The organism is Pyxidicoccus trucidator (assembly GCF_010894435.1).
In the GTDB taxonomy this organism is placed as follows: Bacteria; Myxococcota; Myxococcia; order Myxococcales; family Myxococcaceae; genus Myxococcus; species Myxococcus trucidator.
In genome coordinates this window covers 220,540-235,461 of record NZ_JAAIXZ010000004.1, presented here as the reverse complement: position 1 = coordinate 235,461, position 14,922 = coordinate 220,540, and the positions used below count along the sequence as shown (strand labels likewise).

Below are 14,922 nucleotides of genomic sequence, written 5' to 3'. Positions count from 1 at the left end.
CCACCTGAGTGATTCCCGACGCTTACACCGCCCCATGGGTCAGAATTCCTGTAAACCGGGACCGTGGGGGTGGGGAGCGCCAGGCACCCTGGCGCTCCGCGTCAGTCAGTGGCGGACAGGCTCCCCCTCCGTCGCGGGCGCGGCGTTCACCGGCTCGGCGTCCATGCCCTCGCAGTGGCGCGGTGGCAGGGCGCCGCCGTCGTCGTCTTCCTCCAGGGTGAGCAGCGGATGGTCCGCGTTCGCCAGGTACACGTCCTGGTCGCGGATGAAGTCCACGTCGCTGTACTCGACCAGGTAGTCGCGCCGCGGAATGGGCACGAGCCCCTGCTCCAACTCGAAGTGGATGTCGCCCACCGCGGCCACGCGGCCCACCACGCGCCCGTCCGCGGTCCGCACCGTCATCCCCTCGCGCACCTCCTCCGCCTGAACCATCTGGGCCTCCTCGGGCTCGGGGCGCACGGGACATCCGGGCCCCATCCACAACAGTGCGGGCTCGCCGAGCGGACGGCAGCGCCCGGAAGCCGGGCAGAGGAGCGCTCGCCGTCACCGCCTGCCACGGACACGGGCCCGCGGCCGGACTCCTTCCCTCCACTTCGCGCACGTCGCACCGTGAGGAGTCATGTGCGCTCCGCGCACCGGAGCAGGAGGAGAGGCGCTCCGTTCCGCCCCCGGGGAGGCAGGAAGGGACGCTGCGACAGGCGGGCTGGCGTCGCGGGCCCCGAGCAGGCGCGGGGAGTCGGCCCTTCCGACGGTGCCTAACGTTCAACGCAGGAGGTGCTTCATGCTGCTGGAACTGTCCTCGGTGGAAGCGCGCGAGCTGAAGCAGGCGCTGGAGTCGGCGCTGCGCGTGCTCCTGGACGAGATTGCCCATGCCGACCAGCGCGCCTTTCGCGACATGCTGCGCGAGAGGTATGACCGGATGGAGGCGCTGAACCGGCGGCTGGAGATGACGCTCGAAGGGAATCAGGTGTACGCCTGATACCGCCAGACTGTCGCCACCTGTCACGGGTGGGCGACAGTCATGGCCCTGCCTGATTCCGCGTCGAACCGCCGCAGGCGTGCCACCTCGTACCGCAGCCACACGGGACTGCCGGTGGGCGCGTGGAAGTCTCCGGCCGCGCGCGCCACCATGCGCTCTCCGGCCACCTCCACCGTCACCCAGCTCTCCGCGCCCATCGGCTCCACCAGGTACACGCGGCCCTCCAGGGCCCCCGGGGGTGCCGCGCCCTGCCCCACCTCCAGGTGCTCGGGACGCAGGCCCAGCACCGTGTTCTCCTCGGGCCGGCCCAGCGTCTTCGGCTTCACCAGGTTGATGCGCGGCGAGCCGAAGAAGCCCGCCACGAAGAGATTTGCTGGCGCGTCATACAGCTGGCGCGGCGGAGCCACCTGCTGCACCTCGCCCTGGCTCATCACCACCACCCGGTCCGACAACGTCATCGCCTCGGCCTGGTCGTGCGTGACGTAGATGAACGTGGCCTTGAGCTGCTCATGCAGCTTCTTGATTTCGCCACGCATCTGCGAGCGCAGCGCCGCGTCCAGGTTCGACAGCGGCTCGTCGAACAGGAATACCTTCGGCCGGCGCACCAGCGCTCGCCCCAGCGCCACGCGCTGGCGCTGCCCACCGGACAGCTCCTTCGGCCGCCGCTCCAGCAGCGCTTCCAGTCCCAGCACCGAGGCCACCTCGCGCACCCGCGCGTCGATGTCCGCCCGCCCCAACCCGGAGACCTCCAGCGGAAACGCCAGGTTCCTCGCCACGCTCATGTGCGGATAGAGCGCGTAGCTCTGGAACACCATGGCGATGTCGCGCTCGCGCGGGGACATCCCATTCACCACCGCGCCGTCGATGCGCAGCGTGCCGCCCGACAGCTCCTCCAGCCCGGCAATGAGGTTCAGCGTCGTGGACTTGCCGCAGCCGGATGGCCCCACCAGCGACACGAACTCGCCGTCCGCGATGTCCAGCGTCACGCCCTTCACCGCGGTCACTCCGCCCCGGTACACCTTGCGCACGTCCTCCAGGGACACGGTCGCCACGCGCTATGCCTCCCCGAAGCCCGGACACCGGGCCTGGCACGCGCGACACCGCCTCAATGAGTCCACCTTCCACATAGGCCCGGAGCATCGCCCCTGCTCCAGCATCCACGGCAAGCACTCCCTCACGCCGCCGTGCACCCGTGGACAGGAGGCCCGCTGCCGCCGTCCGCGCGCCAGCTCACCGCGGAGGCCCCGGCCCTCCGCGACAGCCACCAGGAGCAGCGCTCTCCTGAGGCCATGAATCCCGGCAGCGCAGGCCTCCGCCCCTCAGCGACCTTGAGCAGGAGTAGCGCTCTCAAGCCAGCCGTCGTGACTCCCGGCGGAAGTGCGGCGCCGTGCCTCCTACTCCTCCGAATCGGACGCCATCCCCCAGCGCCGCATCAACCGGGACAGCTGCGCGCGGTCCAGCCCGAGCATCCGGGCCGCCTCGCTGACGCGGCCCTCCTGCGACGCCAGCGCGGCCTCCACCGCCGCCCGGTCCGGCATCACGCCTGCCAGGTCCAGCTCCACCGAAACCGGCGCCCCCCGGAAGCCGATGAACGGAGTCACATCCTCCGAGGACAGCGGAAACCCCGCACCGAGGGCGAGGTGCTCGGCCCGCAGCGTGCCGGCACCCCGCGCCTGGGCCTCGCGCACCGCCCGCTTCGCCTCGCCCAGCAGCTCTCGCACGTTGCCGGGCCAGGGCCGCGCGAGGCAGGCCTCCACGAAGCTGGCATGCATCTCCGGCGCTCCCGCGTCCATCGCCTGCGCCAGCAACCAGGGCACCTCCTCCAGTCGCTCGCGCAGCGGGGGCAGGTGCACCTCGCACCGCGCCAGCCGAGCGTAGAGGTCCGCGCGAAGCTGCCCCGCGGCAACGGCCCCGCTCAAGTCCCGCAGCGAGGCCGCGCACACGCGCACGTCCACCGGCCGCGGCAGCGAGGCGCCGAGCGCCAGCACCTCCCCCGTCTCCAGCACCCGCAGCAGCTTCGCCTGGACCTCGGGCGCCATCCCGCCCACCTCGTCGAGGAACAGCACGCCCCGGTCCGCAGCCTGGAGATACCCCTCCACGCCCGCCTCCGCGCCGCGCTTCGAGCCGAACAGCAGCCGCTCCACCACCGCCGCGGGCACGGCCGCGCAGTGGATGGCCACGAAGCGCCCGCGCGCATGCGGCCCCGCCCGGTGGTACGCCCGCGCCGCCAGCTCCTTCCCCGTCCCACTCTCTCCGGTGATGAGCACGCCCTCGTTCGCGGCGGCGGCCAGCGCCACCCGCTCCAGCACGGCCCGCAGTGCCGGGCCCCGCACGCCCTCGGGTCCGGTCGTCACGCCCGACACCTCGAAGCGCCGCACATCCTCGGTGAACAGGGCCACCGTGTTGCCCACCCGCAACGTGCGCGGCGCGGTGAACGTGCGCCGCCCCGTCACCTGCACGCCATCCACCCACGTGCCGTTGCGGCTGTTCAGGTCCGTCACGCTCCACCCGCCAGGGTCGCGCCCCACCTCCGCATGGAGCCGGGACACGCGGTCATCCGGCAGCGGCTGTCCGCCCACGTCCTCGCGCCCCAGCATGACCCGCCCACCGTCCAGCCCCACCGGACGCAGCAGCGGCGTGCCTCCGGAGAAGATGACGACGAGCCCCGGCCTCGGCGGCTTCGCACCTTCCGTGCGTTCCGAGCCGGGCCCGGTGTCTTCCTGGGTGTCGGCGCCTGTCCTCACGATGAGCTCCCGCGCTGGCTGTCACCACGTCTTACACCAGCCTCACACCGGACCGCCGGTCAACGCGGATGGCCACACGCGCCCGCCCACCTGTCTCGTGGCTACCGCCCGCCGTGCCCCCTTGCAGGCAGGCGGACGATGAAGCGCGTCCCCGTCGGGAGGCGGGCGGGTGTCGTCCCGTTGACGGACCGGGCAGCCCCACACACGCGCCGTGAGACAAGCAGCCGGACATGGGGGGGGCGGAAGAGGCGCGCGTCTTCTGGGAGCGGAGCGGGGCCACCGCGCGTATGGTGTCGGGGAGATGAGCGACACGAGCGGCGAGCCGGCGCGCAAGCTGGCCATCGAGGTGAAGGACCTCTACAAGTCTTTCGGTGCCACGGAGGCGCTGCGGGGCGTGAGCCTCGTGGTGCCCGAGGGCACCACCTGCGTGCTGATGGGGGTGTCCGGCTCCGGCAAGACGGTGCTGATGAAGCACATCATGGGCCTGCTTCAGCCGGACCGGGGCACGGTGCTGGTGGAAGGCCAGGACGTGGCGAAGATGAAAGAGGCCGCGCTGGACCAGATGCGGCGCCACCAGGGCATCCTCTTCCAGGCCAACGCCCTCTTCGACTCGCTCAACGTCTTCGACAACGTGGCCTTCCCGCTGCGCGAGCGCACGTCCATGTCCGAGGCCGAAATCAAGGAGACGGTGGACAAGACGCTGGCCAAGGTGGGCCTGTCGCACGCCACCACGCGCTTCCCGGGCGAGCTGTCCGGCGGCATGCAGAAGCGCGTGGGCTTCGCGCGCGCCACCATCCTCCAGCCGAAAATCCTCCTCTACGACGACCCCACCGCAGGTCTGGACCCGCTCACCACCGCCGCGGTCAACGAAATCATCTTCACCGGCAAGCAGCAGCTCGGCGCCACGTCGCTGGTGATTACGCCGGACGTGGCGTCCGCCTTCGGCATGGCCGACGCCCTCGCCCTCATGCACGAGGGGCTCATCGTCGAGTACGGCCCGCCCGAGCAGTTCCGCAAGTCCCAGCACCCGGAGGTGAAGGCCTTCCTCAAGAACTGGCTGCGGCGCCGCGAGGGGAAGAGCGAGACGCCGCGGTAGCGCTCAGGGCGACGGGAAGCGCGCCCCGAAGGACTCCAGCGGCAGACGCAGCGCGTTCGTGAGGAACGAGATGGCGTGGTAGTAGCCCGCCAGCACGAGCAGCTCCAGGAGCTGCGGCGACGTCCACTCCCGCGCCAGCTCCGTCCAGAGCGCGTCCGACACGGTGGCGCTCGCGTGCAGCGCGTCGCACAGCCGCAGCAGCAACCGCTCGCGGGGGCTGAAGGGCGTGGCCTCCGGGTCGTCCGTGCACAGGCCGCGGACCTCCTCGGGCGTCAGGCGCACGCGCTCGCCGAAGAAGGCCACGTGCACGCCCCACTCGTACTCGGAGCCGCAGCGCCAGCAGGTCCGGTCGATGACCAGCTCCCGCTCTCGCAGGCTCACGCTGCCCTTGTCGAGCAGCCCACCCGCCATCAACCGGCTGAAGACGCGCTCGTTCCCCGCCAGCGTGCGGAAGAGCACGAGCGGTGGAACCCCCTCCGGCATGATGCGCGCGAGCGCCGCCGTGACGGCCTCCGAGTACGGCGGTTCCATGGGTGCGACGCGGGCCCCGGTCATGTCTCGCCTCCTTCGTTCGATGGTGCTACGTATTCCGTAGCAGCACATCTCTAATGCTACGTTTTCCGTAGCGCAAGGAAGACACCGTGGCACGAGCGCCCAGAGCAGGCTCCGCCGTCCGAGGCTCCCGCACCGGCCGGCCCATCATGGTGCTGCTGGACCTGCTGGGCCGGCGCTGGGCGCTGCGCATCATCTGGGAGCTGCGGGGCGGCCCCCTGACCTTCCGCGCCCTGCGGGAGGCGTGCGGGGACATGAGCCCCACGGTCCTCAACACGCGCCTCAAGGAGCTGCGCGAGGGGGAGCTGGTGGCCCTCGACGAGACGGACGGCTACGCGCTCACGCCGCTCGGCCAGGAGCTGCTGGAGCGCTTCCTGCCGCTCGTCGAGTGGGCGGAGCGCTGGGCGAAGCACGGGTGACTCCGCCCCGTGTGGCCGGCTACGCCCGCGCCACCTCGGTCCACCGGCGCTTGCGCCACTCGAAGGGTGGAATGCGGATGCGCTCCTCGAGGGAGCCGTTCCACTCCGTCTTCACACCGTGACGTTCGAGCGTGTCACAGACCTCGCGCGCAATCGCGAGGCTCGCCGCCTCGTGCTTCGCGGAGTTGCTCTCGTAGGCGCCGAAGGCCAGCATCAGCCCCTGGCCGGCGACGCCGCGCTCCAGGTCCTGGCCATGGTAGAAGACCGCGCCTCGCGGCGGAGTGTCCTGATAGCTGGCGACCTCATTCACGTCGGACCAGCCGTCGGACATCGTGTAGCCCGCGTTCTCCAGCGCGACGATGCCATTCGCGTTCAGCTCCTCGAAGGCGCTGTCGAGGGCGTCATTCAGCGTCGGCTCGCTCCAGCTCGCCTCCAGGACACGCTGCTCCTGGAGCAGCTTCCGGGCGCGGGCGCCCAGCTCCTCGACCAGCTCGCCGTCGACCTCGCCCAGCTCGTCCTCCACCCACTGCTCCAGGCCTTCGAGGAGCTCCTCCTCGCCCTCGAAGCCGCCTCGCACGGCGCACTCGACACGGGCGAGCAGGTGCTTCCGGGATTCATCCTTGCTCATGCGCGGGACTCTATTCCGGAGCCACCGGGCGGCGGCACACCCACGCACCGGCGACCGGACCCACACCGCACGGCTGGGGACGTTCGCACCCCACCGGCTCGTGGCCCCTGGGGATGAATCCCTGGCGCCTGCATTGCACAATGCCGCCGTGAAGCCCGGGCCACCAGCGAGGTGCGGCCCGACAACCCCATGTTCCCGGAGCGTCCCTTGCAGCCCGAGGCAGCCCCGCCGCTCCGCGCCGCTCGTGGCCCGCGCTCCCCCGGGTCGGCCCCGCCGCGCGGTGTCCGTCGGGCCGCGCTGCTGCTGGGCACCCTCCTGTCCTGCACTCCCGCCGCCGAGCCTCCGCGCCTCATCCTGTGGGCCTGGGAGCGGCCGGAGGACCTCCGCTTCCTCGCGGGCCACCCGGCCGACGTGGCCTTCCTGCTGTCGACGCTGGAGCTGACCGGGACGGACGTGCTCGAACACCCGCGCCGCCAGCCACTGCGCCTCCCGCCGGGCGTGTCGCTGAAAGCCACCGTGCGGCTGGAGATGCACCGGGGAGCCTCGCTCGCGGACTTCCCACCCGAGCGCCTTCACGGCCTCGCCGAGCGCCTCGCTGCCCTCGCCCACCGCCCCGACGTGACGGCGCTACAGCTCGACTTCGACGCGCGCGAGTCGGAGCAGGATGCATACCTCACGCTGCTCCAGCGCACCCGCGAGCTGCTGCCTCAAGCAATGCCCCTGTCCATCACCGCGCTGGCCTCCTGGTGCGCACCAGGGAGCTGGTTGGAACGCGCGCCAGTGGACGAGGTCGTTCCGCAGCTCTTCCGCATGGGCCCGGAGGCGCCCGCCTTCCGCACCCGGTTCGCACGCGGGCTCCCGCGTCCGTGCAAGGGAAGCGTGGGCCTCGCGCTCGATGAGTGGCAGGCCGTGCCTCCCGGCGTCTCCACCCTCTACCTCTTCAGCCCCCGCCCGTGGACGCCCGAGGCGTTCGCTCGAGCGGTGGCGGGAATGAAGCCATGAAGACGTTCCTCTCCGGCCTCCTCGGCCTCGCGCTCCTCCTGCCGACGTCCTCCGCGGAGGCCTGTGCCTTCGATGATGGCTCGCCCATCTTCGTCCACAGGACCCATCCCGACCGTCCCTTCGCGGCCTTCGCCGCCGGACGCCTGGGCGTGCTGCGAGAGAAGTACCGGCCGATGTACCTCGCCTACGCCTTCCGCTCGATGATGGGCGTGCCCACCACGGCCGACGAGCAGCGGCACCTCGTGGACACGTGGGCGCGCATGCAGGGCGACGTCTCCGGTGCTGGCGCGGAGGAAGAGCTGAAGCGCTGGCTCGCCGCGCGGACAGAGGTGGCTCCGGCGCTGCCCGCGTCCTCGCCGCTGGCCGTCGGAGAGGAGGACTACTCCCAATACGCGCGCATCCAGGGCGATGCCTTCCTGAAGGCCGCGGACACCGCGCGCACGCTCGCGCGGGAGTGGAAGGCGCATCCGGCCCTGGTGGAGGAGTGGGTGCGCAACCAGGACGTGGTGTTCGGTCCCTGTGCCATCGTGCAGGAGCTGGACCCGAAGCTCGACGAGGGCCTGAAGCCGGCGGAGAAGGCGCGGCGGAAGGCCGAGCACGACTACCAGCGCGCCGCGTCCTCCTTCTACTGCGGCGCCTTCGAGGAAGCGGCTGCGGCCTTCCAGGACATCGCCGCCTCGGCGGACAGTCCGTACCAGGGGCTCGGCGCCTACCTCGTGGCGCGCAGCCACGTGCGCCAGGCGCTGTTCAGCCGGAAGGAGACCTCCTTCCTCGCCGAGACCTCCACGGACCCCGAGTTCCTCACGCGGCTCACGAAGGCGGACGGGGTGCTCGACACCGTGCTCGCCACACCGAAGCTGGCCCCGGTACATGGCCCGGCGCGGCGACTCCAGAGCCTCGTGCGAGTCCGCCTGCGGCCGGACACCTGGAGCTGCGAGCTGCTCGGGCGGGTGCTCCAGCCGGGCACGGGCTCATCACTGGGCGCGGAGCTCGGTGACCTGGACCTGCTGGGCTGGAGGGCGGAGCGCTGCACCGGACTCCCCGCCCCCGCGGCCGAGCTCGGCGAGTGGCTCCGCCTCACCCGAGGAATCACCCAGCTCGGGCAGACAGAAGAGGACGCACTCCGCGAGGCGTATGCCACGGCGATGGTGCGGTGGAAGAAGACGGCGCACCTGCCCTGGCTCGTCACGGCGCTGCTCAAGGCGCGGCCGGACTCCGCCGGGCTCGCCGCGCTGCTGACGGATGCGGCGAAGGTGCCTCCCGCGTCGCCGGCCGGCGTGACGCTGGCGTACCGCTCCGCGCACCTGCTGCGCGAGCGGGGTGACACGAAGGCGGCCCAGGCGCGGCTCGCGGCGGTGCCGCTGGAGCTGACGCGGGACCAGGTCTCCACGGACAACCTGCTGCGCGCGGAGCGCTTCGCGCTGGCCCGGAGCTGGGAGGAGCTGTTCCGCGACTCGACGCGCCGCCAGGCGGGCCTCCAGAGCAGTGAGAGCTTCAGCGATGCGCTGGACTCGCCACCCGAGGCACGGCCGGTGTCGTTTGGTGAGGAAGTCCTCCCCGTCCTGGAGCCCCGGCTGACGGCGCGGCGGATGGCGCAACTGGCCGCGAGCGAGGCCCTGTCCCCCGCGCTGCGCCGGTGGGTGAGCTGGACGGCCTTTGCCCGCGCCACCGTGGTGGGCGACGACGAGACGCTGCGGGCCACGGCGAAGGCGCTCGCGGCGATGGAGCCCGCGGCGAAGGCGGAGCTGCTCGTCATCGACGGGCGGCCGACGCCCGAGGAGCGCCGGTTCGAGGCGCAGGTGCTGCTCATGGGCTTGCCCACGGTGTCGGCGCGACTGGAGCCCGGTGGCTCGCGGCTGACGCTCGAGGACCCGAAGCTCGACCTGACGCAGGACATGGCCGGCGCGAGGAACTGGTGGTGCGCGCCCAAGCCGGGCGAGCCCATGCAGCCGTTCGCCTTCGCGAGCGAAGCGGAGCAGAAGGCCGCCGCCGCCGAGTGGAAGGCGCTCATCGACGCGGGAGACTCGGTGCCGTACTTCGCGCGCGTGGCGCTCGACTGGGCGAAGGCGCATCCCGAGGACCCTCGCTCGCCCAAGGCGCTGTACCGCGTGGTGCGGGCCAGCAGGCGCGGCTGCCGCCAGGGCACGGCCGAAGCGAAGGAGGCCTTCCGCTATCTGCACGAGCACTACAAGAAGAGCCCGTGGGCGAAGAAGGCGCCGCGCGTGTACTGACCCGGAACGTCAGCATTCTCCGCGGCACACTCCACGGCAAATGAGCGACGGCTGCTCACCGTCGAAGCCTACCCACCACACGAAGTGCGGGAGCGCCACGGAACTGAGCGACTCCCGGTTTCCGCACCACGCCGGACTCGCTGAAGACACCTCAGTGAATCCGGCGTGCCGGCCGGCGCTCAACTCCCATCAGTCCATGAGGCTCACGCGGGTGGTCACGTGAGGGTGTGAGCAGATCCGGATGTTGTCCCCGCCGAGCACGCCCGTGTGAAACGGAAACCCGTAATCCACGATCCACGCCCAGTCCCAGGCCGCAGCGAGATTGCTGGGTGACCCATCACCGAGGATCCAGGACCACTCGCCTCCGCCCGATTGCCGGGTCCAGCCATACCGACCATGGAAGCGACCGCGGTTTCCGTAGTCGTTGTTGTGGTACTCGGTACCGATGTGCTCGTCGATGACCCGGACCTGGTCGAGCCCGTCGATCTCGTGCTGCATGATGAGCCGGATCGTTCCACCGTCGACGTCGGTCATGTAGCTCGGCAGCGTGAAGTTCCAACAATGGTAGGTGTTCAAGTCATCGAAACCCACCCTGAAGGAGACCCGGTTCGAGCTGCTGAGGTTGAGCTCCGGGTTGCCCTTCGGAGCGGCCGTATGCTCCACGACGCGCAGCTTGCCGCTCTTGTCGTAGATGACTGGCAGGCGGTCCATGTCATAGGCAGCCGGCAGGCGCCTCAGCTCGGCCTGGAGCTCCGGCGAGGTGCTCTCGGACAAGTCCGTCTCGGCGGGCGAGGCCAGCAAGGCCTCGTGCTTGTACGGTTTGCGGGCGGCCACCCCCGCGCGGTCCAGAGGCTCAGCCTCCGCTCCGCGCGTGTTCGGGCTGATTGCCAGTGCCGAGGTGGCAACGCCGAGTGCGCAGGCCACCGTCGCGATTCCGTGAAACCGTGGGACGCTCATCATGATCCACTCTTCCTGGTTGTTTAGAGCGCCTGACCCAAGCGAGGGCTTCTGTCAGGGCTCTAAGTCTTGTCAGGCAGAGTTGCCGCTCCTGCTGTTGTGAGAAAGGAACGGCGAGTGCCTCGCCAGGGCGGAGAATTGAAGCTGACGGATGCCGAGCGTCACCGGTTGCCGCGCGCTCCGCGGCAGCAAGCTCATGAGGGCGGGCCGCGTCACTCAGTTCCGCGTCAGGCTCACGTCATCCACCTGAATCCACGTATCCGTGTCGTGGGCCCACATCCCGGCGAACAGCTCCACGCTGTGGTTCGCGCCGGAGTTGAACGTCACCGTCAGCAGCGTGTAGCTGCCCAGCGGCTGGGCGAAGAGGACCTCACCGAGGATGGGGCCACCGCCGAGCATGCGCGCACCGAAGTAGCCTTCACTGTGCGCGCCGGACGTCTTCACCCAGCCCTTGAGCGTGTAGCTCGTGTTCGGAGTCACGCCGACCTCCTGCTTGATGGCGTTCCACCCCTCCGTGTTCCGGGCCCACGCATTGTTCGCCCCCGTCCTCGCGAACCCGAGGCCCCGGTCGATGCCCGCGTTGCCCTCCGCGTACCACGGTGAAGACGCGCTCGCGGACGCCTGCTGCTCGAAGCCCGCATGGCCCACGAGGTTCGCCCCCCGAGTCAGGCTCACGTCATCGAGTTGGAGCCACGTGTCCCCATTGGCCCATAGCCCGCCATACACCTCCACCACGGAGTTCCCCCCGGAGTTGAAGCTCACGACCTGCTCCGTGTAGCCCGGTAGCGAGCCGAAGAGCCGCTCGCCCAGGATGGGGCCATTGCTCGGCCCCCTCACCCCCAAGTACCCCTCCGTGCTGTTGCCGGACGTGCGCACCCAGCCCCGCAGCGTGTAGTCGGTATGCGGCTGGACGACGACGCTCTGCTTCAGCGCATTCCAGCCGCTGCTCGCGCGCACGAAGCCGTTGTCCTGTCCCGTCCGCGCGGTGCCGAGGTTGCGGTCCACGCCGCCGCCGCCCTGCAGGGACCAGGGCGCCATCACCGGCGTCGCCTCCTGGGTCTCGAAGCCGGGCTCGGAGAGCAGGTTGCTCCCCTGCGTGTCGCCCACCAGCGTCGCCCGCATCAGGAAGGTGTTGTAGGGCGTCCACTGGGACATGACGAAGTACAGCTCGGTGGCGGTGTTCCCCCAGGGGTGGATGAACGCGTTGTAGAGGCCGGGGAACACGCTCGACCTGGCGAGCATCTTCTCACCGCTCCACGGGCCCGTCGGCGTGGGCGCATCGCGCATCACCGCGCCCTGCCGGTACTCGTTCAGGTACGTCATGATGAACCGGCCCAGCGCCGCGTTGTAGGAGACGGACAGCTCTCCCGCGATGCCGATGGCGACAGGCCGCGCCGCCGCCTGGGACGTGGACCAGCCATTCCCATCCCAGTAGCGGTACGCGTTGATGTCCAGGAGCGAGCCCTCGGGCACTCGCGCCAGGTGGACGTTGCCGTAGCGGCCGTTCGGCGTCGCGTACATGTAGACGAACCCGCCGTTCTTCACGAAGGCGGCCATCTGGAAGTTGTTCGTCCACGAGGCGTTGTTCTGCCACCGCGCGCTCGGGTGCTTCACCCAGTTCTGCCCGTTGTCGTCCGAGTACGCGATGCCCGCGTAGTTCGTGGACCACATCCCCGGGTCCCCCCAGTGGTGGACGGACATATAATGGATGTAGTGCCGCGAGCCCACGGTGACTCCCGCCGTGGGGATGACCGTCATCTCGTCGTAATTGACCTTCTTCGACGGCAGGATTTCCTTCGCGTGCCGCGCGGAGTCCTGAATCATCGTGGAGAACGTGAGTCCGTTCGACAGCGTCGTGTCGGAGGACCGGGCGAGCACGTTGCTGCGCCAGCCCCCGCCACAGCCGCCGTTGCCGCACCAACCCACGCCGAACGTGTCGCCGAACAGCACGAAGACCTCGCCCCCGCCCTTGTCCCAGACGATGCCGAGGTCCGTCCCGTACACCTCGTGGTTCGTATGCGTCTGGTTCGGATTCGGAATGAACTCTCCAGCGGGCGTCGCGCCGGTGACGCGAGACACCTTCGTCACCCCCGTCGGCGTCACCGCACCGGCGCTCCCGGTGAGCCCACACAGCAGCACGGCATGAAGCAACAGGGTCCGCTCCCAGCTCTTCGCGCGAGTCATCGCTCGTGTCCTCCTCTTGGGGTGTCGATGCAGCCAGGGACTTCAGAACAGAAATCCAGGCTTACCGCGACATAACAGAACCAACCCCGCCGCGACGTCGGCATGGCGGGGAGGGCCACGGGCACGGGTGGGTAGAATCGGACGATGCGCCCGCCGCCCCTTGAAGCCTCACAACCCTCCCCCCGGCGCTCTACCCGCCGAAAGGTCAGGTGCCCTCCATGCCTTCCGACATCCTGTTCCTGCTCGCTCCCGGCTTCGAGGACCCGGCGTATCCGGGCACGCGCTTCTACTGCGAGCACTGCGCGCAATTTGAAGGTGTGCTCGGCTACTTCCCCCAGGTCGCGCGCGGGCTGGAGGTGCGGCGCATCGCCTGGCAGCGCCCTCGCGCCGAGGTGGTGGCGCTGGTCGGAGAGCAGCACCAGTCTCTGCCCCTGGTGGTGCTCGGCGACGGCTCGGACGACCACGGTTGCGCGACGGGAAGCCACGAGGGCCGCCGGTTCATCCGCGGCAAGGACGATATCGCCCGCTGGCTCTCCGCCCGCTTCGGCATCGCCGCGCCGCACCCCTGAGCGCCGTCACCCGACCACGTACACCCCGCTCGGGATGCCTTCGTACTGGATGACGCGGTCGAGCCGCAGCCCGAGCCGCTCCGCTACGCGGATGGACGGCGCATTCTCCTGGCTGATGATGGCCACCACGGGGACGTCCGGAAGGTGCTTCCGGGCCAGCTCCAGGGCGACGCGCGACACCTCCGTCGCATACCCGGTGCCCCATGCCTGGGGCGTGAAGCGGTAGGCGAGGTTCAGCACCTTCTGGCCTTCGAACTCCTTGTAGCGCACGCCCCCGAGTCCCACGACGGCTCCGGGGGCCTCGCGCCGCTCCACCAGCCAGTACCCCACGCCGTGTTGCGACCAGTCGGCCAGCCACAGCGCCATCCGCGTCCGGGCGTCGTCCAGCGTGCGCATGGGCGACGGGCTGTACCGGTTCGTCTCCGGGTCCGAGTGGAGGGCGAACAGCGCCTCCAGGTCGCTCTCACGGATGCGGCGGAGCAAGAGCCGCTCGGTCGTCGTGCTCTCAAAAGCCTGAAGCATGGCCGACAGCTTGTGCCGGGTGGCCCTCGCTCGCCACATGCATTCGTCAGGGCTTCAGGCTCCCAGAGCGGACCTTCCAGCCGTGCTCATCTTTTTCGAGTTCGAGGTACGCGGCTCCAGACAGGGCCGCCCTGCGCGCCCCCGCGTAGACCTGGTACGCGAAGGTCCACGTCTCGAGTCCCCACTCGAAGTTCTCGAGGGTGAGCTGGATGCCCTCGTGACGGGCGAGGTCCCGGCCATGCAGCGTCCAGCCCGGGACGTGGAGGACGTCCTCGACGGGGACATCGAGGGAGAAGGCGCGGGTCCACACGGAGCAGGTGCGGTGGGGCGTCTTCTCCGCCAGTCGCTCCAGCACCCAGCTCACGGCGCACTGGAGTCGCGGCGCGTCCTCGTCACGCGCTCGAATGGCGTCGTCCCACCACGCGCCGACAGGGCGCGGCCCGCCACTGATGGCAATCGCCGCATAGGAGGACCGATGGGCCTCCACGGTGGGACTGCGCTGCTCCGGGCCGCGCACCTGGCGCAGCGTGCGGACCGGGGTGTGCGCCAGCGTGGACTCCACCGAGTGCAGCCCCTCCGCGCACTCCAGGACCCACCAGCGGTCGAAGGTCTCCACGGTCAGCGGCGGTGGCCCGAGCAGCTCCGTGAGCACCCGCCGTGTCACCGCGTCGTGGGCCTCCAGCTCTCGCGAGGAAGCCAACGTGGCGCTCTCCAACCGGTCCAGGAAGTTCGCGAGGACGGCGAGCTTGAGGAACGTCACCCCGTCCTCGCCCTGGCCCACGTAGTCATGGTCCCCGTGGAACCCCATCTCGCTCCAGACGTGCGGCCGGTACAGGTCCATCCACGCGGGGACGTCCCGCTCCTTCAGCCACTCAACCAGCGCCTTCGTGGGACGCAGCACGTGGAACACATCCATCATCAGGGGCAAGGAGACCTCCTTCGACGGGGTTCATATCCTTCAGCGGGCAGCGGCTGACGGTGGTGGCGCCCCGGGCCTGACGGACCGGCAACGGAGCGCGCTCCACCCACCTTGCCACGG

15 protein-coding genes are annotated in these 14,922 nt (G+C 70.3%); 6 read left to right on the top strand and 9 right to left on the bottom strand.

Features of this window, described 5'->3' with window-relative positions; genetic code table 11:
* Positions 1–105: 105 nt before the first annotated feature.
* Complete coding sequence (locus tag G4D85_RS14295) at positions 106–432, bottom strand: DUF2171 domain-containing protein (protein WP_164012156.1); 327 nt, start codon at positions 430–432, stop codon at positions 106–108.
* Positions 433–781: 349 nt separating this feature from the next.
* Between G4D85_RS14295 and G4D85_RS14290 the strand changes: the two genes are divergently transcribed.
* On the top strand, positions 782–979 hold the full coding sequence (locus G4D85_RS14290; protein WP_164012154.1) for a hypothetical protein: 198 nt from the start codon (positions 782–784) through the stop codon (positions 977–979).
* A gap of 23 nt (positions 980–1,002) precedes the next feature.
* Here the strand turns inward: G4D85_RS14290 and G4D85_RS14285 are convergent, their stop codons facing one another.
* Both G4D85_RS14285 and G4D85_RS14280 read right to left on the bottom strand, forming a co-directional pair.
* Positions 1,003–2,031 carry an ABC transporter ATP-binding protein gene (locus G4D85_RS14285; protein ID WP_164012152.1) on the bottom strand — a complete coding sequence of 343 codons (1,029 nt, stop codon included), beginning with the start codon at positions 2,029–2,031 and terminating at the stop codon, positions 1,003–1,005.
* Between the two features lie 342 nt (positions 2,032–2,373).
* Positions 2,374–3,723: a sigma 54-interacting transcriptional regulator gene (locus G4D85_RS14280; protein ID WP_164012150.1), complete on the bottom strand. Its 1,350-nt coding sequence runs from the start codon at positions 3,721–3,723 to the stop codon at positions 2,374–2,376.
* A 301-nt stretch (positions 3,724–4,024) separates the two neighbouring features.
* Between G4D85_RS14280 and G4D85_RS14275 the strand changes: the two genes are divergently transcribed.
* Positions 4,025–4,819 (top strand): ABC transporter ATP-binding protein, encoded by a 795-nt coding sequence (locus G4D85_RS14275; RefSeq protein WP_164012148.1) that lies wholly within the window; start codon positions 4,025–4,027, stop codon positions 4,817–4,819.
* A 3-nt stretch (positions 4,820–4,822) separates the two neighbouring features.
* Here G4D85_RS14275 and G4D85_RS14270 read toward each other — a convergent pair whose 3' ends face one another.
* The gene (locus tag G4D85_RS14270; protein ID WP_164012146.1) at positions 4,823–5,374 is read right to left on the bottom strand and encodes a carboxymuconolactone decarboxylase family protein; all 552 of its coding nucleotides are present in this window, start codon (positions 5,372–5,374) and stop codon (positions 4,823–4,825) included.
* An 86-nt stretch (positions 5,375–5,460) separates the two neighbouring features.
* On the opposite strand from G4D85_RS14270, the gene G4D85_RS14265 reads away from it, so the two are divergent.
* Positions 5,461–5,790 (top strand): winged helix-turn-helix transcriptional regulator, encoded by a 330-nt coding sequence (locus tag G4D85_RS14265; protein ID WP_240359260.1) that lies wholly within the window; start codon positions 5,461–5,463, stop codon positions 5,788–5,790.
* Positions 5,791–5,809: 19 nt separating this feature from the next.
* Here G4D85_RS14265 and G4D85_RS14260 read toward each other — a convergent pair whose 3' ends face one another.
* Complete coding sequence (locus tag G4D85_RS14260) at positions 5,810–6,418, bottom strand: DUF6891 domain-containing protein (RefSeq protein ID WP_164012144.1); 609 nt, start codon at positions 6,416–6,418, stop codon at positions 5,810–5,812.
* 189 nt (positions 6,419–6,607) lie between these two features.
* Between G4D85_RS14260 and G4D85_RS14255 the strand changes: the two genes are divergently transcribed.
* Entirely contained in the window at positions 6,608–7,420 is an 813-nt protein-coding gene (locus G4D85_RS14255) for a hypothetical protein (RefSeq protein ID WP_240359259.1), read from the top strand.
* Positions 7,417–9,651: a hypothetical protein gene (locus tag G4D85_RS14250; protein WP_164012142.1), complete on the top strand. Its 2,235-nt coding sequence runs from the start codon at positions 7,417–7,419 to the stop codon at positions 9,649–9,651. Before G4D85_RS14255 ends, G4D85_RS14250 begins: the two co-directional genes overlap by 4 nt.
* Positions 9,652–9,840: 189 nt before the next feature.
* Here the strand turns inward: G4D85_RS14250 and G4D85_RS14245 are convergent, their stop codons facing one another.
* On the bottom strand, positions 9,841–10,611 hold the full coding sequence (locus G4D85_RS14245) for a hypothetical protein (RefSeq protein WP_164012140.1): 771 nt from the start codon (positions 10,609–10,611) through the stop codon (positions 9,841–9,843).
* A 213-nt stretch (positions 10,612–10,824) separates the two neighbouring features.
* A complete protein-coding gene (locus G4D85_RS14240) occupies positions 10,825–12,792 on the bottom strand; it encodes a DUF4185 domain-containing protein (protein WP_164012138.1) in 1,968 nt (655 codons plus the stop codon).
* A gap of 218 nt (positions 12,793–13,010) precedes the next feature.
* Here G4D85_RS14240 and G4D85_RS14235 point away from each other — a divergent pair, with 218 nt between their 5' ends.
* Positions 13,011–13,361, top strand: coding sequence for a DUF3088 domain-containing protein (locus G4D85_RS14235; RefSeq protein WP_164012135.1), 351 nt, complete (start codon positions 13,011–13,013; stop codon positions 13,359–13,361).
* Between the two features lie 6 nt (positions 13,362–13,367).
* Here G4D85_RS14235 and G4D85_RS14230 read toward each other — a convergent pair whose 3' ends face one another.
* Positions 13,368–13,883, bottom strand: coding sequence for a GNAT family N-acetyltransferase (locus G4D85_RS14230; protein WP_164012133.1), 516 nt, complete (start codon positions 13,881–13,883; stop codon positions 13,368–13,370).
* Positions 13,884–13,929: 46 nt separating this feature from the next.
* Complete coding sequence (locus tag G4D85_RS14225) at positions 13,930–14,802, bottom strand: hypothetical protein (protein ID WP_240359258.1); 873 nt, start codon at positions 14,800–14,802, stop codon at positions 13,930–13,932.
* Positions 14,803–14,922: the final 120 nt, after the last annotated feature.